14 protein-coding genes and 1 pseudogene are annotated in these 16457 nt (G+C 69.5%); 10 read left to right on the top strand and 5 right to left on the bottom strand.

The features are described 5' to 3' along the window. The first annotated feature begins 12 nt into the window (after window positions 1-12). From pdhA to B0293_RS35280, 6 genes and pseudogenes are all read left to right on the top strand, one after another. Window positions 13-1110, top strand: a complete 1098-nt coding sequence (gene pdhA / locus B0293_RS35255; protein WP_005161442.1) for a pyruvate dehydrogenase (acetyl-transferring) E1 component subunit alpha — start codon at window positions 13-15, stop codon at window positions 1108-1110. Next, window positions 1110-2108, top strand: a complete 999-nt coding sequence (locus B0293_RS35260) for an alpha-ketoacid dehydrogenase subunit beta (RefSeq protein ID WP_005161440.1) — start codon at window positions 1110-1112, stop codon at window positions 2106-2108. Before pdhA ends, B0293_RS35260 begins: the two co-directional genes overlap by 1 nt. Beyond that, the gene (locus B0293_RS35265) at window positions 2101-3297 is read left to right on the top strand and encodes a dihydrolipoamide acetyltransferase family protein (protein WP_005161437.1); all 1197 of its coding nucleotides are present in this window, start codon (window positions 2101-2103) and stop codon (window positions 3295-3297) included. The genes B0293_RS35260 and B0293_RS35265 overlap by 8 nt, the downstream gene beginning before the upstream one ends. Before the next feature lie 80 nt (window positions 3298-3377). Further along, the gene (locus tag B0293_RS35270) at window positions 3378-4766 is read left to right on the top strand and encodes an MFS transporter (RefSeq protein ID WP_005161433.1); all 1389 of its coding nucleotides are present in this window, start codon (window positions 3378-3380) and stop codon (window positions 4764-4766) included. Next, a pseudogene (locus B0293_RS35275) lies at window positions 4675-4947 on the top strand (VOC family protein); the annotation flags it as partial. The gene B0293_RS35270 and the pseudogene B0293_RS35275, both read left to right, overlap by 92 nt. Before the next feature lie 102 nt (window positions 4948-5049). Further along, a complete protein-coding gene (locus B0293_RS35280; protein ID WP_005161430.1) occupies window positions 5050-5832 on the top strand; it encodes a PE-PPE domain-containing protein in 783 nt (260 codons plus the stop codon). Window positions 5833-5929: 97 nt separating this feature from the next. On the opposite strand, the gene fusA is transcribed toward B0293_RS35280, so the two are convergent. After that, window positions 5930-7981: an elongation factor G gene (gene fusA / locus B0293_RS35285; protein WP_005161428.1), complete on the bottom strand. Its 2052-nt coding sequence runs from the start codon at window positions 7979-7981 to the stop codon at window positions 5930-5932. A 306-nt stretch (window positions 7982-8287) separates the two neighbouring features. Beyond that, a complete protein-coding gene (locus B0293_RS35290) occupies window positions 8288-9424 on the bottom strand; it encodes a serine hydrolase domain-containing protein (protein WP_005161427.1) in 1137 nt (378 codons plus the stop codon). Window positions 9425-9637: 213 nt separating this feature from the next. Between B0293_RS35290 and B0293_RS35295 the strand changes: the two genes are divergently transcribed. Then, entirely contained in the window at window positions 9638-10132 is a 495-nt protein-coding gene (locus tag B0293_RS35295; RefSeq protein ID WP_005161424.1) for a hypothetical protein, read from the top strand. On the opposite strand, the gene B0293_RS35300 is transcribed toward B0293_RS35295, so the two are convergent. After that, window positions 10123-10491: a hypothetical protein gene (locus B0293_RS35300; RefSeq protein WP_005161421.1), complete on the bottom strand. Its 369-nt coding sequence runs from the start codon at window positions 10489-10491 to the stop codon at window positions 10123-10125. The genes B0293_RS35295 and B0293_RS35300 overlap by 10 nt on opposite strands. A gap of 71 nt (window positions 10492-10562) precedes the next feature. On the opposite strand from B0293_RS35300, the gene B0293_RS35305 reads away from it, so the two are divergent. From B0293_RS35305 to B0293_RS35315, 3 genes are all read left to right on the top strand, one after another. After that, on the top strand, window positions 10563-10958 hold the full coding sequence (locus B0293_RS35305; protein ID WP_005161418.1) for a GntR family transcriptional regulator: 396 nt from the start codon (window positions 10563-10565) through the stop codon (window positions 10956-10958). Further along, window positions 10955-11983 carry a DUF5808 domain-containing protein gene (locus B0293_RS35310; RefSeq protein ID WP_005161414.1) on the top strand — a complete coding sequence of 343 codons (1029 nt, stop codon included), beginning with the start codon at window positions 10955-10957 and terminating at the stop codon, window positions 11981-11983. Before B0293_RS35305 ends, B0293_RS35310 begins: the two co-directional genes overlap by 4 nt. Window positions 11984-12064: 81 nt before the next feature. Next, entirely contained in the window at window positions 12065-12415 is a 351-nt protein-coding gene (locus tag B0293_RS35315; protein ID WP_005161413.1) for a DUF5997 family protein, read from the top strand. Window positions 12416-12549: 134 nt separating this feature from the next. Here the strand turns inward: B0293_RS35315 and B0293_RS35320 are convergent, their stop codons facing one another. Together B0293_RS35320 and B0293_RS35325 are read right to left on the bottom strand one after the other, a co-directional pair. Next, on the bottom strand, window positions 12550-13311 hold the full coding sequence (locus tag B0293_RS35320) for a LysR family substrate-binding domain-containing protein (RefSeq protein ID WP_005161408.1): 762 nt from the start codon (window positions 13309-13311) through the stop codon (window positions 12550-12552). Window positions 13312-13724: 413 nt separating this feature from the next. Beyond that, a complete protein-coding gene (locus B0293_RS35325) occupies window positions 13725-16448 on the bottom strand; it encodes an AbfB domain-containing protein (RefSeq protein WP_005161406.1) in 2724 nt (907 codons plus the stop codon). Window positions 16449-16457 lie beyond the last annotated feature (9 nt).

A 16457-nucleotide genomic window follows, 5' to 3' on the forward strand; every position in this document is an offset into this window, starting at 1 on the left:
GTGGTGCTGCGCATGTCGCGGGAGACCCCTGCCGCCGCGTTGCTGCCGTCCGAGGTCCCGGTGCGGTTCCTCGCCGAGGACGGCACTCGCGCCGACGAGCACGGCGGCTACGCCGAGCCGCCGTCCGATCGGCTCGTCGAGGCCTACCGGCTGATGGTGCTCGGCCGCCGGTTCGACGCGCAAGCGACCGCGCTGACCAAACAGGGACGTCTCGCGGTCTATCCGTCGAGCGCCGGCCAGGAGGCCTGCCAGGTCGCGAGCGCGCTGGCGCTCACCGAGGCCGATTGGCTCTTCCCCACCTACCGTGACTCGGTCGCGCTCGTCGCCCGCGGGCTCGAACCGGGCGAGATCCTGACGCTGCTCCGCGGCGACGCGCACTGTGGCTACGACCCCGCCACGACCCGGGTCGCGCCGCAGTGCACCCCGCTGGCCACCCAGACCCTCCACGCCGCCGGGCTCGCGCACGCGATGCAGCGTCGCGGCGAGGACGCCGTCGCGTTCGCGCTCATCGGCGACGGCGCGACCAGCGAGGGCGACTTCCACGAGGCGCTCAACTTCGCGGCCGTGTTCAAGGCACCGGTGGTGTTCTTCGTGCAGAACAACGGGTTCGCGATCTCGGTGCCGTTCGAGAAGCAGAGCGCGGCGCCGGCGCTGGCCTACAAGGGCGTCGGCTACGGCGTCCGCTCGGAGCAGGTCGACGGCAACGACGCGGTCGCGGTCCTGTCGGTACTGGACGACGCCGTCGCACACGCGCGTGCCGGTCGCGGGCCGGTCCTGGTCGAGGCGCACACCTACCGCATCGACGCGCACACCAACGCCGACGACGCCACCCGGTACCGCGATCAGGCCGAGGTCGAGAAGTGGCGCGCGGCCGACCCGGTCCGCCGTCTCGAAACCTACCTGACCGGCCGGAACCTGTTGTCCGACAACGACATCGAGCGGTTCCGGGCCGAGGCGGAGACGTTCGCGGCCGGGGTGCGCGACACCCTGAACGCCGACGTGGAGCCGGACCCGATGTCGCTGTTCGAGCACGTGTACGCCGTTCCGACCCGTCAGCTGGCCGCTCAGCGCGCGCTGGTCGCGGCCGAACTGGAAGCCGTGGAGGGCTGATGACCGAGATCTCGATGGCACAGGCGCTCAACGCCGCCTTGCGTGACGCGGTCAAGGACGACGACCGCGTGCTGATCTTCGGCGAGGACGTCGGCCCGCTCGGCGGCGTGTTCCGGGTGACCGACGGCATCACCGCCGACTTCGGCGAGGAACGCTGTTTCGACACGCCGCTGGCGGAGTCCGGCATCGTCGGTTTCGCGGTCGGCATGGCGATGGGCGGGTTCCGTCCGGTCGTCGAAATGCAGTTCGACGCCTTCGCCTACCCCGCGTTCGAGCAGATCACCTCGCACGTCGCGAAACTGCGGAACCGCACCCGCGGCGCGCTGTCGCTGCCGATGGTCATCCGGATCCCGTACGCGGGCGGGATCGGCGGCGTCGAGCACCACTGCGATTCGAGCGAGGCTTACTACACCCACACGCCCGGACTGCGGGTCGTCACGCCCGGCACTCCCCAGGACGCCTACGACCTCCTGCGCGACTCGATCGACTCACCGGATCCGGTGATCTTCCTCGAACCCAAATGCCGCTACTGGTCGAAGGAACCCGTGTCCTTCACCCGGGACGGCGCGCCGATGGACCGCGCGGTCGTGCGCCGCGAGGGCAAGGACGTCACGCTGATCGCGTACGGCCCGATGGTCGCCACCGCGCTGGAAACCGCGGAGGCCGCGAAAGCCGAGGGCTGGGACGTCGAGGTGGTCGATCTCCGGTCGCTGAGCCCGTTCGACGACGAGACCGTCACCGCTTCGGTGCGCCGCACCGGTCGCGCCGTCGTCGTGCACGAGGCCGCCGGGTTCGGCGGCTACGGCGCCGAGGTGGTCGCTCGCGTCACCGAGCAGTGCTTCCACCAGCTGCACGCGCCCGTCCTGCGCGTCACCGGGCTCGACATCCCTTATCCCCCGCCGAAACTGGAGCGTCACCAGCTGCCGGACGTCGACCGGATCCTGGACACCGTCGCCCGGCTGCAGTGGAACGACGAACCGGTGGTGGCCGGTGCCTGACTTCCTGCTCCCGGATCTCGGCGAAGGCCTGACCGAAGGCACCATCGTCACCTGGCTCGTCGCGGAAGGCGACACCGTCGGCGTGGACCAGCCCGTCGTCGAGGTGGAGACCGCGAAGGCCGCGGTCGAGGTGCCGGTGCCGTTCGCCGGCGTCGTCACCCGCCTCCACGGCGAACCCGGCCAGTCGCTGCCGGTCGGCGCTCCCCTGCTCACCATCGGCCCCGGCTTCGCCGAACCCGGCGTGACCACGGCGAGCGAAGGCAGCGGCAACGTCCTCATCGGCTACGGCACGACCACCACGACACGGCGCCGCCGGACGCGCACCGTCGTCACCACAGCTCCGGAGAAGCCGTCGAAGGCGCCGGGCGTGATCTCGCCGTTCGTCCGCAAGATGGCCGCCGACCACAAGATCGACCTGACGAAACTGACCGGCAGCGGCCCGGGCGGCATCATCCGCCGCGCCGACGTCGAAGCGGCGCTCACCGTCCCCGAGCAGCGCGACGGCGAGACGCGGATTCCGCTGACGGGGGTCCGCAAGGCGGTCGCCGACAAGCTGACGACCTCGCGGCGCCAGATCCCCGAAGCGACGGTCTGGGTCGACGTCGACGCGACCGAACTCGTTACCGCGCGCAAGGCGCTGAACGCGTCGGCGCCGGATCGCCCGGTGAGCCTCCTCGGTCTCGTCGCCCGATTCGCGGTGGCGGGCCTGCGGAAATTCCCCGAGTTGAACTCGCGCGTCGAAGGCGACGAAATCGTCCAGCTGCGGGACATCAACCTCGGTTTCGCGGCGCAGACCGACCGCGGGCTGGTCGTCCCGGTCGTCCGCGACGCGGGTTCACTGTCCACAAGGGACCTTTCGGCCGCGATCGGCGAGCGGACCGGACAAGCCAGGGAGGGCAAACTCGGCCCGGCCGGTCTCACCGGCGGAACGTTCACGGTGAACAACTACGGCGTGTTCGGGGTCGACGGCTCCGCCGCGATCATCAATCACCCGGAGGCGGCGATCCTCGGCATCGGCCGGATCATCGACCGCGCCTGGGTGGTCGACGGCGCGCTGGTGGCGCGGAAGATCTGCGAGCTGACGCTGGCGTTCGACCACCGGGTGTGCGACGGCGGGACCGCCGGCGGGTTCCTGCGGTTCGTCGCGGACTGCGTCGAGTCGCCGGTCACCGCGCTCGGAGATCTCTGAGCAGTCGCACAACCACCGGTTGTGACCCGCCAACGACCCGTTGTTCGACAGCCGCGTCCCGGCTTGCTTTGATCTCGCGGGTGAGTGGGAGATCGCTGGGTCGACGATTCGGCTGGCTTTGGGCGGCATACGCGGCGAGCGCGTTCGGTACGAGGTTCGCGTTCGACGCGTTCAGCCTGATCGCCATCGTGGCGCTGGGCGCGGGCACCACCGAGGTCTCGCTGCTGGCGGCCGCCGGTCTCGTGGTGGGCGCGGTGGTCGCGCTGCCGCTCGGCCCCTGGGTCGAGTTCCGTCGCAAGCGGCCGGTGATGATCGCGATGGACCTGGTCCGCTGCGGTGCGCTGCTGACCGTTCCGGTGGCGTACGCGCTGGGGTTGCTCGGTTTCTGGCAGCTTCTCGCGGTGTCGGTCGTCGTCGCGGCGGCCGACATCACGTTCCTGGCCGCCAGCGGGGCGTTCCTGAAAACGCTGCTGCCCCGCGAGGACCTGCTCGTCGCGAACGCCCGGTTCGAATCGACGACCTGGACGGCGACGGTGCTGGGCCCGCCGCTCGGCGGTTTCGCCGTCGGCCTCTTCGGGCCGGTGATCACGATCGCGGCCGACGCGGTCAGCTACCTGCTGTCGGCGGCCGGGATCCGCGCCGTCGGCGGTGCGGAGCCGCCGCCCGCGAAGCCGGACGGCCCTCGGTTGACCGGCCGCGACCTGCGGGAAGGCTGGCGGTTCATCCTCACCCATCCGGTGTTGCGACCGCTGTTCGCCAACACGATCGTGGTCAACGGCCTGATCATGGCGACCGCGCCGCTGATGGCCGTGCTGATGCTCGGACAGCTCGGCTTCGCTCCGTGGGAGTACGCGGTGGCCTTCGCCGTGCCTTGTCTCGGCGGGCTGATCGGATCGAGGATCTCCCGGAACGTGGTCGCCCGGTACGGCCGGGACCGGGTCCTCTTCGTCACCGGATGGCTGCGCATCTGCTGGCCCGTCGGGCTGGTCTTCATCCAACCGGGTGTCCCGGGGCTGGTCCTGGTCATCGTCGTCGAATTCGCGCTGATCACCTGCATCGGCGTGTTCAACCCGGTGCTCGCCACCAGCAGGCTCGAACTGGTGCCCCTCGACCGCGCCGCGCGCACGCTGTCGGCCTGGTCGATCGCCGGCAAGCTCACCACCGCGGCCCTGACCGCGCTGTGGGGTCTGCTCGCCGCGTTCACCGGCCCGCGCGCCGCCGTCGGCGTCGCCGGGGTGCTCATGCTCGCGACGCCGCTCCTGCTCCCCCGAAAGCGTCGGACCCTTGTGCCAGGATCGCCGTATGTCGATCAAGAGAGTGGTCACGGACCTCGAAACCCGGACGCTGGCACAGACGAAGGCCTTCTACGTACAGGTTCTCGGCTTCCAGGTGGTGATGGACCACGGCTGGATCGTGACGCTGGCGGATCCGGACCGGCCGGAGGTCCAGCTGAGCCTCATGACCCATGACGAAACCGCGCCCGTCGTGCCGGTCGCCTCGATCGAGGTCGACGACGTCGACGCGGCGTATGCGTCGGCCAAGGCCGCCGGGGCGGAGATCGTGCACGAATTGACCGACGAGGAGTGGGGCGTCCGCCGGTTCTTCGTCCGCGATCCCAGCGGCCATGTGGTCAACGTGCTCTCCCACTGACGCCGTTCGGCCGAACCCGTTGGGCCCGACGGCGGGTTTCATCAAAATTTCATGACGCATCCCTAACGTTCGGACACGCACCGTAGTCGAGCGGAAGGGACGATGAATGTGAAGAAATTCAGGGGGGTCCTGGCGGCGGCCGCACTGGCCGGCGGGCTGATCGGCGCCATCGCGCCGTCGGCCCAGGCCGAGACGGCCGACCAGGCGCACTACTACATCCTCATCGGCGGCACCTGCGACGGAGCCGCGACCGTCTACAACGACGCCTGGTTGCGGGGCGGGATCAAGAAGGTGGTCCACTACCCGGCAGGGGCCGCCGGAGCACCCAACTGCGACCAGACACCGATGGACCAGAGCGTCGCGCGCGGGCACGAGGAAGCCCGTCGTGTCGTCCAAAGCTCCTTCGACGAGAACCCTGGCGCGGAATTCACCGTCGTCGGGTACTCGCAGGGCGCGCTGGTCGCGAACAAGGTGCTGAACGACATCGCCGACGGGAACCTGGCCGTCGACAAGTCGCGGTTCAGCGCGAAGATCTTCGCCGACCCGATGCAGCCCGTCGGCCCGCCCGGACGCGGGATCAGCGCGGTGCTCCCGGCAGGCACCGGGGCCCCGTCGCCGTTCGGCGGCTACGTCTCGTTCGGGCCGGGCCGCAGCGATTTCGGCGGTATCCCGTTCATCCGCTACTGCATCGAGACGGACGGCGTCTGCCACTTCGACACTCTCGAGGCGCCAGGCGGGTACTTCGCCCAGCACCTTTGCTACCAGTGGGCCCGGCCCACCGATCACCGCTCGATCATGGAGGACACGATCGCGGACGGCGTGTACACCAACGGTTCGCACGCGCTGCCGCGGCAGAACTGCCGTCCGCCGCACCCCGTGCCCTGACCGGGTGAAGACCACGGTCGCCCGGCGCCCGATCGCCGGATTACCGCGGAGGGAGCGCCGGCCCGCCCACGAGTGTCGTGAGCGGGCCGGCGTCCGGCTACCGGACCGGTTGCCCCTCGGGTGCCGGGGCGTGGCCGGTCGGCCGGGCGGTGAACGTGCCCCGGCCCTGGGTCCGGCTGCGCAACCGCGTCGCGTAGCCGAACAGTTCGGCCAGCGGCACGGTCGCGGTGACCACGGTCGTTCCCGCGCGCACCACCGACCCCAGCACCCGGCCACGCCGGGCGGCGAGGTCTCCGAGCGCAACGCCGACGGCGCTTTCGGGCACGGTGACGGTCACTTCGGCGATCGGCTCCAGCAGCGTCATCGCCCCCGCCGCCAGAGCCGCCCGGAGCGCGAACCGGCCTGCCGCCCGGAACGCCATCTCCGAAGAGTCCTTCGAGTGGGTCGCCCCGTCGGTCAAGGTGACCCGCACACCGGTCACCGGATGCCCGCCGAGAGGGCCTTCCGCCAGCGCGTCACGGCAACCCGCTTCGACCGCGCGGACGTATTCCCGCGGCACGCGGCCACCGACCACAGTGGACTGGAACTCGAACTCTCCTTCCGCCGACGGTTCCGTGTCGATCACGACGTGGGCGAACTGCCCGGCGCCGCCGTCCTGTTTGACGTGCCGGTAGACGAAACCGGACACGCCGCGGGCGACCGTCTCGCGATAGGCGACCCGGGGCCGTCCGACACCGACGTCCAGCCCGTGGTCGCGCCGGATCTTCTCCACCGCCACCTCCAGATGCAGTTCGCCCATCCCCGACAGCAGGGTCTGACCGGTCTCGCGATCGGTCCGGATGACCAGTGACGGGTCCTCCTCGACCAGTCGCGCCAGCGCGGCCATCAGCCGTTCCGTGTCGGTTCCCGTCCGTGCCTCGACGGCGACCGACACGACCGGATCGGCCACGACCGGCGGTTCGAGCAGGAGCGGCGCCGACGGCGTGCACAGCGTCGCGCCCGCCCGGGCCGACTTCAGCCCGACCACCGCGACGATGTCGCCCGCGACGGCGCTGTCCACCCTGGTGTGCCGGTCCGCCTGGACCCGCAGGATGCGGCCGACGCGCTCGACACGACCGGCGCCCACGTCCATCACCGCCTCCGAAGTCCGGATCGTGCCCGAATACACCCGCAGGTACGTCAACCGCCCGGTGGCGGTCGAGGTCACCTTGAAGACCAAGGCCGCGAACGGCGCCGACGGATCGGCGGGGCGTTCCTGGAACGTGCCGTCGTACTCACCCCGGACCGGCGGAACATCCGATGGCGCGGGTAGATACGCCACCGCCGCTTCCAGCAGTGGCTCCACGCCGCGGTTGCGGTAGGCCGAACCGCACAGCACCACGACGCCGTCACCGGTCCGAGTGAGCTCGCGCAGCGCCGCGACCAGCGTCTCCGCCGAGACCGCCGACGAATCGCAGAACTCCTCCAGCGCGGCCGGATGGACTTCCGCCACGGCCTCGTCGAGCAGCCGCCGTCGCCGGTTCGCTTCGTCCACAAGGGACTCCGGAACGGGCCCTTCCTCGGCCGTCTCGGCACCGTCGGCCCAGACGAGTGACCGCATCCGGACCAGGTCGACCACGCCGGTGAAGCCGTCTTCCGCCCCGATCGGCAGCTGGACCACCAGCGGACGCGCATGCAGCCGGTCCCGGATGGACGCCACGGCCGCGTCCAGGTCGGCACCCGCGCGGTCGAGCTTGTTGACGAACGCGATCCGCGGCACGCCGTGCCGGTCGGCCTGGCGCCACACCGATTCGCTCTGCGGTTCGACCCCGGCGACACCGTCGAACACCGCGATCGCGCCGTCGAGGACCCGGAGCGACCGTTCGACCTCGTCGGAGAAGTCGACGTGGCCGGGAGTGTCGATCAGGTTGACGAGATGGCCGTCCCACGAACAGCTGACGGCGGCGGCGAAGATGGTGATGCCACGGTCTCGCTCCTGGGAATCGAAGTCGGTCACGGTCGTGCCGTCGTGGACCTCACCCTTCTTGTAGGTGGTGCCGGTGACGTACAGGATCCGTTCGGTGAGGGTGGTCTTGCCCGCGTCGACATGGGCGAGAATGCCCAGATTGCGGACGGCGGACAGGGGGACGCGGTGCGGGTCGGTGCGCATGGCGCGGGCCTTTCGAGGTGTACTCCGGAAACTCCGACGGCGCGATTCCGACGAACGCGAGCAAGCGCGCTCACCGTTGCGGCGCAACGGAAAGAGGGCGCAAGAAGGTCAGGCGTTCGTCAGGCGTGCCGGTGCGTGCCGCGCGGCAGGCACCGGGAGCGCGGAGACACCAGGATCACCTCGTAGCGGGCCGAGGGGACGACGACGGCGTGGTGATGACGCACTGTCCTGTCCTTCCTCGCCGGGATGATCCGTGGCGAGTGTAGCGACTCCGAAAGGCACCGGAAACCGGTTTTCCACCAACGGTCACTTGCAGAAGGCAGTGTCCACTGTGGCCATCACGGCCTTGCTCCCCTGCTTGGCGTCACCGAAGACTCCCGGCACCGCCGTCACCGCGAGCCCGACGGTGCGGCCGTCTTCCGTGGCCCCACCGCGGGTTTCGAACCCGGGGATGTCCCCGCCATGGCCCCAGTACACCCCGCCACAGCTGAGCGGGATGCTCATCAATCCCAGCCCGTACTTCGAGCCCGGGAACAAGGGGGCGTCGACGGTTTTCCGCATTTCGGCGAGCTGCGCGGCGGGCAGCAGCCCGCCGTCGAGCAGCACCCGGAAGAACCTGCCGAGGTCGCTGGGCGTCGAGATCAACTGCCCGGCCGCGCCGCCCCAGGACGGATCCAGCTCGGTCGCGTCGACCACCCTGCCGGTGGCGGAGTCGCCGGTCGCGTAACCCTGCGGGTGCCGTCCGCGGATGGTCTGGTCTCCGGCCTGCGGCCAATACGTGTGCTTCAGTCCCGCCTTCTTGATCGCTCGTTCGGTGATCTGTTCCTGCACCGGACGCCCCGTCACCTTCTCGATCACCATTCCCGCCAGCAGGTAGCCCGTGTTGCTGTACGCCCAGCCCGCGCCGGGCGCGAACTTCGCCGGATGACTCAACCCCAAGGCGAGCAGCTCGTGGTTCGGGATGTAGCGGTGCTGTACCTGCTCGAAATCCGACAACCCGAGGTAGTCGGCGTAATCGGCCAGCCCGCTGGTGTGCTGGAGCAGGTGCCGGACGGTGATCTTGGTGGCGTCGATGCCCTCCCCTCGCACGATCCCCGGCAGGTACTTCTCGATCGGCGCGTCCAGCTCGACCTTGCCCTCGGCCACGAGCTGGAGGACGGTGACCGCGGTGAACGCCTTGGTGCTGCTACCCGCGCGGACCGAGCCGTCCTTCGGGACCGGGACCCGCCGATCGATCCGCGACGATCCCGCGACCAGCGACGTCGACCGCCTGCCGTCGCTCACGTAGGCCAGGGCCGCCGGAAACTTCTCCTGACGCACCAACGCGTCGAGTCCCTGCCGCAGCCCAGCCCCGTCGGCCGGGGCCGCGTCCGCGGCCGTTGTCCACGAAGCTCCCAGCAGGCCGGCCACAGTCAGGACCACGACGCCCTTGCGCACCGTCATTCACACTCCTTGCTCGTTCGGATCGATGCCTACGACCCTGCCCGAGCAAGGCGCGAAGATCAGGAGTGCTGACCGCCGAATCGCGGGTAGCGCTGGCGCTACCGAGGCGAATTTTTTCGGACCAGAATTCGTCCCACCATTGTCCGCGCGGGACACTGCTCGCTAAAGTCAGTTCGATAAGTGGACTAGACCACCCGAGGCCGGGAGGCGACGATGCCCCTCGACGAACAGCAGACCTGGGCACTGCTGCGAGAACTGGACGAACCCGGCCACTGGGAGGTGCCACACGACTTCGACAGGCCGGTCGAGCGGGCACGCTTCGAGCGGCTGGCCGAGGGACTGGAACGGCGATTCGACTGCTCCTGCGACGTCGACCGCAACGTCCAGGACGCCAGTCATCTCGGCAGGATCGTGATCCCGGCGAGCGCGACCTCCGCTCCGGACCAGGTGACCGTCACGGTCAGCAATTTCGGCGGGCTCGTCGCGGTGACACTGGGGAATCCGGGCAGCTACGACGAAGACGAGGAGCAGGAGTTCTTCCCGCTGCGGGATCGAAGACGGGTCGAAGACGAACTGGAAGCGCTCGGCTACCTGCCCGTCTCCGAACATCCGCTGTGGACCAAGTACAACGGGATCAGCGGCTTCGACGCCCTCTACCCGCCGGACCGGCCGCCGTCGTGGTGGGACCGGTTCTTCGACTACCTCTGAACGTCGCTCGACACGAGCGCGCACGCGAGTTCCGCCGCGTTCCGCGCGCTGACGAGCACCTCGTCGAAGGGGAGCCCGGCGGCCTCGCGATCGATCGCGATCCGCAGCGCCGGAACTCCCCTGCGGACCGACACCAGCTGCCGGATCCCCGTCCCCAGGCCCCAGTAGCCCACCTTCAGCACCCCGCTGACCAGCACTCCTGCCCGCCCTCCGCGCGCTCGTCCCACCGGAGCGTCGACGAGTTCGACGGCCCTGATCACCGCCTGCGGCACGACCACTTCGTCGCGCCACACAGCCAGCCTCTCCCAGGCCGAGAACCTCACTCGCACGCTGCCACCGGCGATGTCGATCGTCGCCATCCTGACCACCTTCCCCTGATAGCTAGCTGATGTAGTTGTTATAGCAAGTGTATAGCAGATATCCTTGACGGGTGTTGCTGACTCTCGACCTCGACAGCGAGGTTCCGATCTACCAGCAGATCCGCGACCGGATCGTCGAAGCCGTCGCCGACGGCGCGCTGGCCGAGGGCACCGCCTTGCCCTCCACGCGGCAGCTCGGCGCCGATCTCGGGATCAACTTCCACACCGTCAACAAGGCCTACGACCTGCTGCGGACACAGGGGTTCATCCGGATCAACCGCAAGACCGGCGCGGTCGTCCGGCGGGACGCGTCGTCCGGACCGGCGGAGGACGGTTACGCGGACGAGTGGCAGGAACGCCTGCGCACCCTCCTCGCGGAAGCCGTCGCGCTCGGCCTAGGCCCGCGCGAGGTGACGAGCCGGTGCGAGACGGTGCTGGACTCCTTCGCGGTGAGCACCCACCGATGACCGGACCGAGCTGGCTGCACCTGGCCCTGATCGCGGCCATCGCGGCCGCCTTCGGCTCGGGACCGGCACTGGCCCGGCCGACACTCCCCTTCGGCGTCCGGATCCCCGCCGGGCGCGCCGGTGACCCCGCCATCGCACGCGCGCGCCGTCGCTACAACCGGGGCATCGCGGCGGGCGCGGTCCTCGCCTGCGCACTCGTTCTCACCGGCTGGACGACGCGAATCGACCTCGTCATCGTCGGCCTCGCCGCGCTCTACGCGGTGCTCGGCAGCCTGGCGCATCGGTCGATCGTCGCCGCGAAACGCGACGGCGGCTGGTACGCCGGGACACGACAGGCCGTCGCCACCGACACCTCACTGCGCTCGGATCCGATTCGTCCACAGTGGATTCTTCTGGCGCTGTCGGCGCTGCTCGCCGTCGTCACGGCCGCCATCGGCCTGGCCAAGGACAAGACGGGCTACTCGACGGTCTTCGCACAGGCTCTGGTCGTCGTCCTGGTCTCGCTCCTGACCCTCGCGATCTCACGGGCCCGCCCCGAGATCGACGCCGCACAGCCTGCCGCGTCGGCGTCGCGGTATCGGGAGTACCTGCACGGCGTGCTCAGCTTGCTGCTGGTGTCCGCCGGCTGCGCCAACGCGACGCTGCTCGTCGTTTCGCTCCAGCTGTGGGAGATCGTCGAAACGACCGTGCCGGTCACGGTCGTGGCGTACCTGCCGCTGCTCGCCGCCTTCCTCGCCTGGATCGGCTTCTCCCTCCGCTCCGGCGACGCCGGGCACCGCCTGTCCCCCACCGGCGGCGAACCCGAAACCCGCTACGAACAACGCGACGACGACCGCCACTGGTACGCGGCCGGGATGGTCTACCTGAACCGGAACGACCCGGCGCTGCTGGTGCACCGGCGGGTCGGCACCTACTGGACGCTCAACCTCGGGCATCCGGTCGCCTGGCTGGTTCTCCTCGTCGTCGCCGTCGTCGGAGTGCTCGCAGGATTCGGCGTCGTGACTCTCCCGGCCAAGGACGGCTGAGCCTGATCACCGGGTGTGATCAGAGGTGTCCGGGCCGCTCGTTACCCTGAGGCAATGACGTCGCAGAAAACCCCTCAAACGATGAAGCCCGCGACAGCGGCGAAGAAGCTGGGTGTGTACCTCGAGGCCACCCCGGCGGAGTTCCAGGAGGGTGTCGTCTCCCGCGACGAGCTGAACGCGTTGCAGGCCGAACCTCCTGAGTGGCTGCGCGACCTGCGCCGCAACGGGCCGCACCCGCGGCCGGTCATCGCGGCGAAGCTGGGTATCTCCATCAGCGGTCTGGCGCGGGGTGGGATCACCGACGCCCTCACCACCGAGCAGATCGACGCGGTCAAGACCGAGAACCCCGACTGGCTGAAGCGGGAACGCGAGACCCAGGCCGAGGTCCGCAAGGAAGAGGCGCGGCTGAAGGCCTCCCAAAACGAGAAGTAGGTCGTGTCCGGCGAGCCATGAAGTGCTTCGACGCGCCCGATGTGGCACTGGGGACTTTGAGCGTCCCCAATGCCACATTGGTAGCTTGCGGCGCGAAAGCCCGCCGCCGTGAAGTTGATCGACTCAGGACCCGACTAGCCTCGTCGAGGCGGCTTCCCGCGTTTCCCGCCCTTGGGAGCGCCACGCCGCCCGGGCGGCGGCTTCCGGCCGCCTGTCTGGGGGCGGTTGCCCTTCGCCGGGGTCTTCTTCTCCGGTGTCTCCTTTTCGGGCTTTTCCTGGACCTGCTGCCTGCCGCGGGTGCTGTTGACGGTCCGGCCCCGGACGATCCCGATGAACCGCTCCATCAGGTCGCTGGTCTCGTCGTCCGGCCACGACAGCGCGACGCCGGACTCCGGCGTACCGGAGATCGGGCGGTAGGTCAGGTCACGCCGGTGGTGCAGGCGCGCGAGGGACTGCGGGACGACCAGGAGCCCGACACCGGCGGCGACCAGCTCGATCGCGTCCGCCGTGGTGGCGGGGCGCTCCAGCGCGGGTTTCCCGGGCGGCCGCTCCCAGTCCAGCGTGTCGTCGAGCGGATGCAGCACGATGTCGTCGGCGATGTCGTCGACGGAGACCTCGTCCGCGGCGGCGACCAGATGGTCCTTGGGGACGACCACCACGGTCGTCTCGGTGTAGAGCGGGATCGCGTGCAGGCCCTCGCGGTCGATCGGGAGGCGCAGCAGGACGGCGTCCACCTCGCGGTCCCGGACGAGTGCCGCGGCTTCGCCCGCGGTCGTCTGGACGAGGTCGAGCGGGACGTCGGGCGACCGCTCGGCCCAGATCCGGACCCACTTCGAGGGCGTCACGCCGGGGACGTACGCGAGCTTGAAGGAGGCGGGTGTGTCCGGGCCGGTCATGGAGGCAAGGTTACCGGGCGTGATCTCGTCGGCCGCGGGGGTCGTGAGTGGCGGTCCTGCGAATCGCGAACGCCACGCCACCTTGGCCCGGCGCGGTTTGGCGGGTCGGCGGTGTTGTGAAAGCCACTTTCACAACGTTGAAGGTTGTGAAAGCCACTTTCACAACCTTCCAAAGCAAGCAAGCCGGTACATGAAGGCCCCCTTCCTTGCGTTAGGCGCAAGGAAGGGGGCCTTCACGTACTTCCCAAGGTGTGAAGGCCGAATTTCCTCGGCTGAGCCGAGGGAAGGGGGCCTTCACGCGCAACCGCTGTGACTGCTGGTGCATGTGGGACGAATGTGGCAATCGTCGATTCCGTGAAGGCCTCCTTGAGGGACTCTGGGTCCCTCAAGGAGGCCTTCACGGACCGGACCGGCTAGGGAGCCCAGGCCGCCGAGACCGCCCACACCACGTCCTGGTCGTACGAAGCCGGGTTGTCGAACGGGTGGCCACCGCCGCTGGTGGCGACGAAGACCTCCTCGGCGTAGTGCCGCATGTTCGTGCCCAGTTCGTTGACCGACGCGAGCCGCACCCCACCGGCACCGGGCTGGGCGCAGAACGTCGCGTCCCTCCGGAACAGGTCGGTGTTGTCGTTCGTACCCAGCCGCACCCGGAAGTCCGCGTGCCGCAGGAACTGGCCCGGATAGTTGCGCGCCTCCAGGGAGTAGCACGACGGATCCGCGAGACCGCGCCGCACGACGAACGTCGCGTCCGCCTTCAGCAGCGCCGCACTCGACGCGTTCACCACGTCCGTCCGCGCCAGGCCGTCACGGTGCCGCAGGAAGCGGTCGGTGAAGCCCGGTGTCGTCACCTTGAACGACCGTGCCTGGTCCAGCGGCAGGTCGGCGCCGCTGCGCCAGAGCGGGACCGAAGCCGCCCACGTCGTGTCCTCCGCGAAGCTCGACGGCGTGTCCCACGGGTTCGAACCGCCGCTGCGCGCGAGATAGACGGTCTCGGCGTAGTGACGGATGTAGGCGCCGCGCTGGTTGAACGACTCCAGCGCCGTCCCGCCCGCGCCTTCCCTCGCGCAGAAGGTCGCGTCTCCGGCGAACAGGGCCGAGCCGTCGTTCGCGTCCTTGCGGATCCTCGACGACGCGTGCCGCAGGAACTGCCCGGGGTAGTTCCGCGACTCGAACGACAGGCACGACGCGTCGGCCAGCCCCTGCCGGGCCCAGAACGTCGCGTCCTTCTTGGCGACGTCCGCGCTCCCCTCGCCCAAGACGTCGGTCCTGACGAAGTCGGCCTGGTGCCGCAGGTAGCGATCCGTGTAGCCCGCCGTGGTGACCCGCAGCGAGATCGGCTCGCCCCGGCCCACCTCGGTGCCCTTGGCGATGGCGAGCACCTTCTGGTTGATCTCGCGCACCCGCGCCTCGGTCATCTTCAGCACGCGGCGGTCGTAGGTGTAGAAACCGTTGACCTCGTTCTCGACGTCGTACGGCTCGGTGTACACCGACGCGGAAAGCCCTCGGCCGTGCACCATCCGCCCGACCTGCTTGGTGATCTCCACGTACCGGTTCGTCAGCGACGTCTCGTCCGGGTACAGCGCGCCGTACGCGAAACCCTTGCCGGGTTCCCATTCGTGCCCGGTGACGCGCCTGCCGAGGCCGCCGTACTCCCCCAGCACCGCGACCCGCCTCGCGTCGGGTTGCCTGGTTCCGGTGGAGATCTGGTAGGCGTGGTCGTCGATCACGTCGCCGTTGCCCGGGTCCGGATCGGACACGCAGCAGTTGGATCCGGAGTTGTGATTGATCAGCCGGGTGTCGTCGATCGAGCGGACCAGGTCGACGATCCGGCCGGCGTCGTACTCTCCCCAGCCTTCGTTGAACGGCACCCATTGCACGATCGACGTGATGCCCTTGTGCTGGTCGATCATCCGCCGCAGTTCGGATTCGTAGTTCGCGTGCCCGTTCGGGACCTCGTCGATCGAGTCGAGCGCGGGCATGTCCTGCCAGACCATCAGGCCGAGCTTGTCCGCGTGGTAGAACCACCGCGCCGGTTCGACCTTGATGTGCTTGCGGACCATGTTGAAGCCCAGCGCCTTCTGGCGTTCGAGGTCGAACCGCAGCGCCGCGTCGGTCGGCGCGGTGTAGATGCCGTCCGGCCAGTACCCCTGGTCGAGGGTGCCGATCTGGAAGACGAACTTGCCGTTGAGCAGCGGCCGCATCACGCCGCCGACCATCGCCTTGCCCAGCGAACGCATCCCGAAGTACCCGGTGACGACGTCGCCGCCCGGCAGGCGCACCCGCAGGTCGTAGAGGAACGGATCGTCCGGTGACCACAAGCGCGCGTTCGGCACCGGGACCCGGAGATGAGATCCGACGGCGCCGGTGGCGGTGCCGACGACCTGACCACCGGAAAGAACTTCGGCGGTCGCCTGCTGCCCGGCCGTGCCCTGGACGACGAGGTCGAGCGCGCCGCCTGGGACGTCAGGGGTGGTGTCGAGCCGGGTGATGTGCTCGGCCCGGACCGGTTCCAGCCACACGGTCTGCCAGATCCCCGACGCCGCCGTGTAGAAGATGCCGCTGGGCGTCTTGCGCTGTTTCCCGACCGGGTACCGGCTGCCGTCGACCGGCGACGCGACGCCGACGACGATCTCGTTCTCCCCCGCCTTCAGCGCCGGGGTGATGTCGAACGAGAACGCGTCGAAACCGCCGGTGTGGCTCCCGATCGACGTCCCGTTGACCCAGACCCGGGTCTCCCAGGTGACGGCACCGAAGTTGAGCTTGACCCGGCGTCCGTCCCAAGTGGACGGAACGGTGAACGTCCGGCGGTAGAACATGTTGTCCTCGTGCCGTTTGATCCCCGAAAGCATCGACTCGATCGGGTAAGGCACGAGGACGTTCTCACTCAGCGGCCTGCCGATCGGCGGCGAGTTCAGGTTCGGCGCTCCGGTGAACCCCCAGGTCCCGTTGAGGTTGAGCCATTCCGAGCGCACCAGCTGCGGGCGCGGGTACTCGGGCAGCGCGTTCGACGGCGAGACCTGGTCCGTCCACGGGGTCGGGAGCGGGACCGGGGCGGCTTGTGCGACGGGGACGAGTGTCGTCGCGGCGGCCAGCAGACCGGCCACGACGCTCAGGGCGCGTGCGGTTCTTCGGTGCATGCGATCTCC

This window comes from Amycolatopsis azurea DSM 43854 (assembly GCF_001995215.1).
Taxonomy (GTDB): domain Bacteria; phylum Actinomycetota; class Actinomycetes; order Mycobacteriales; family Pseudonocardiaceae; genus Amycolatopsis; species Amycolatopsis azurea.

Coding starts and splice junctions, on each gene's coding strand:
- pdhA (WP_005161442.1), top strand. CDS start 13: ATGTCGCGGGAGACCCCTGCCGCCGCGTTGCTGCCGTCCGAGGTCCCG.
- B0293_RS35260 (WP_005161440.1), top strand. CDS start 1,110: ATGACCGAGATCTCGATGGCACAGGCGCTCAACGCCGCCTTGCGTGAC.
- B0293_RS35280 (WP_005161430.1), top strand. CDS start 5,050: ATGAATGTGAAGAAATTCAGGGGGGTCCTGGCGGCGGCCGCACTGGCC.
- fusA (WP_005161428.1), bottom strand. CDS start 7,981: ATGCGCACCGACCCGCACCGCGTCCCCCTGTCCGCCGTCCGCAATCTG.
- B0293_RS35290 (WP_005161427.1), bottom strand. CDS start 9,424: ATGACGGTGCGCAAGGGCGTCGTGGTCCTGACTGTGGCCGGCCTGCTG.
- B0293_RS35295 (WP_005161424.1), top strand. CDS start 9,638: ATGCCCCTCGACGAACAGCAGACCTGGGCACTGCTGCGAGAACTGGAC.
- B0293_RS35300 (WP_005161421.1), bottom strand. CDS start 10,491: ATGGCGACGATCGACATCGCCGGTGGCAGCGTGCGAGTGAGGTTCTCG.
- B0293_RS35310 (WP_005161414.1), top strand. CDS start 10,955: ATGACCGGACCGAGCTGGCTGCACCTGGCCCTGATCGCGGCCATCGCG.
- B0293_RS35315 (WP_005161413.1), top strand. CDS start 12,065: ATGAAGCCCGCGACAGCGGCGAAGAAGCTGGGTGTGTACCTCGAGGCC.
- B0293_RS35320 (WP_005161408.1), bottom strand. CDS start 13,311: ATGACCGGCCCGGACACACCCGCCTCCTTCAAGCTCGCGTACGTCCCC.
- B0293_RS35325 (WP_005161406.1), bottom strand. CDS start 16,448: ATGCACCGAAGAACCGCACGCGCCCTGAGCGTCGTGGCCGGTCTGCTG.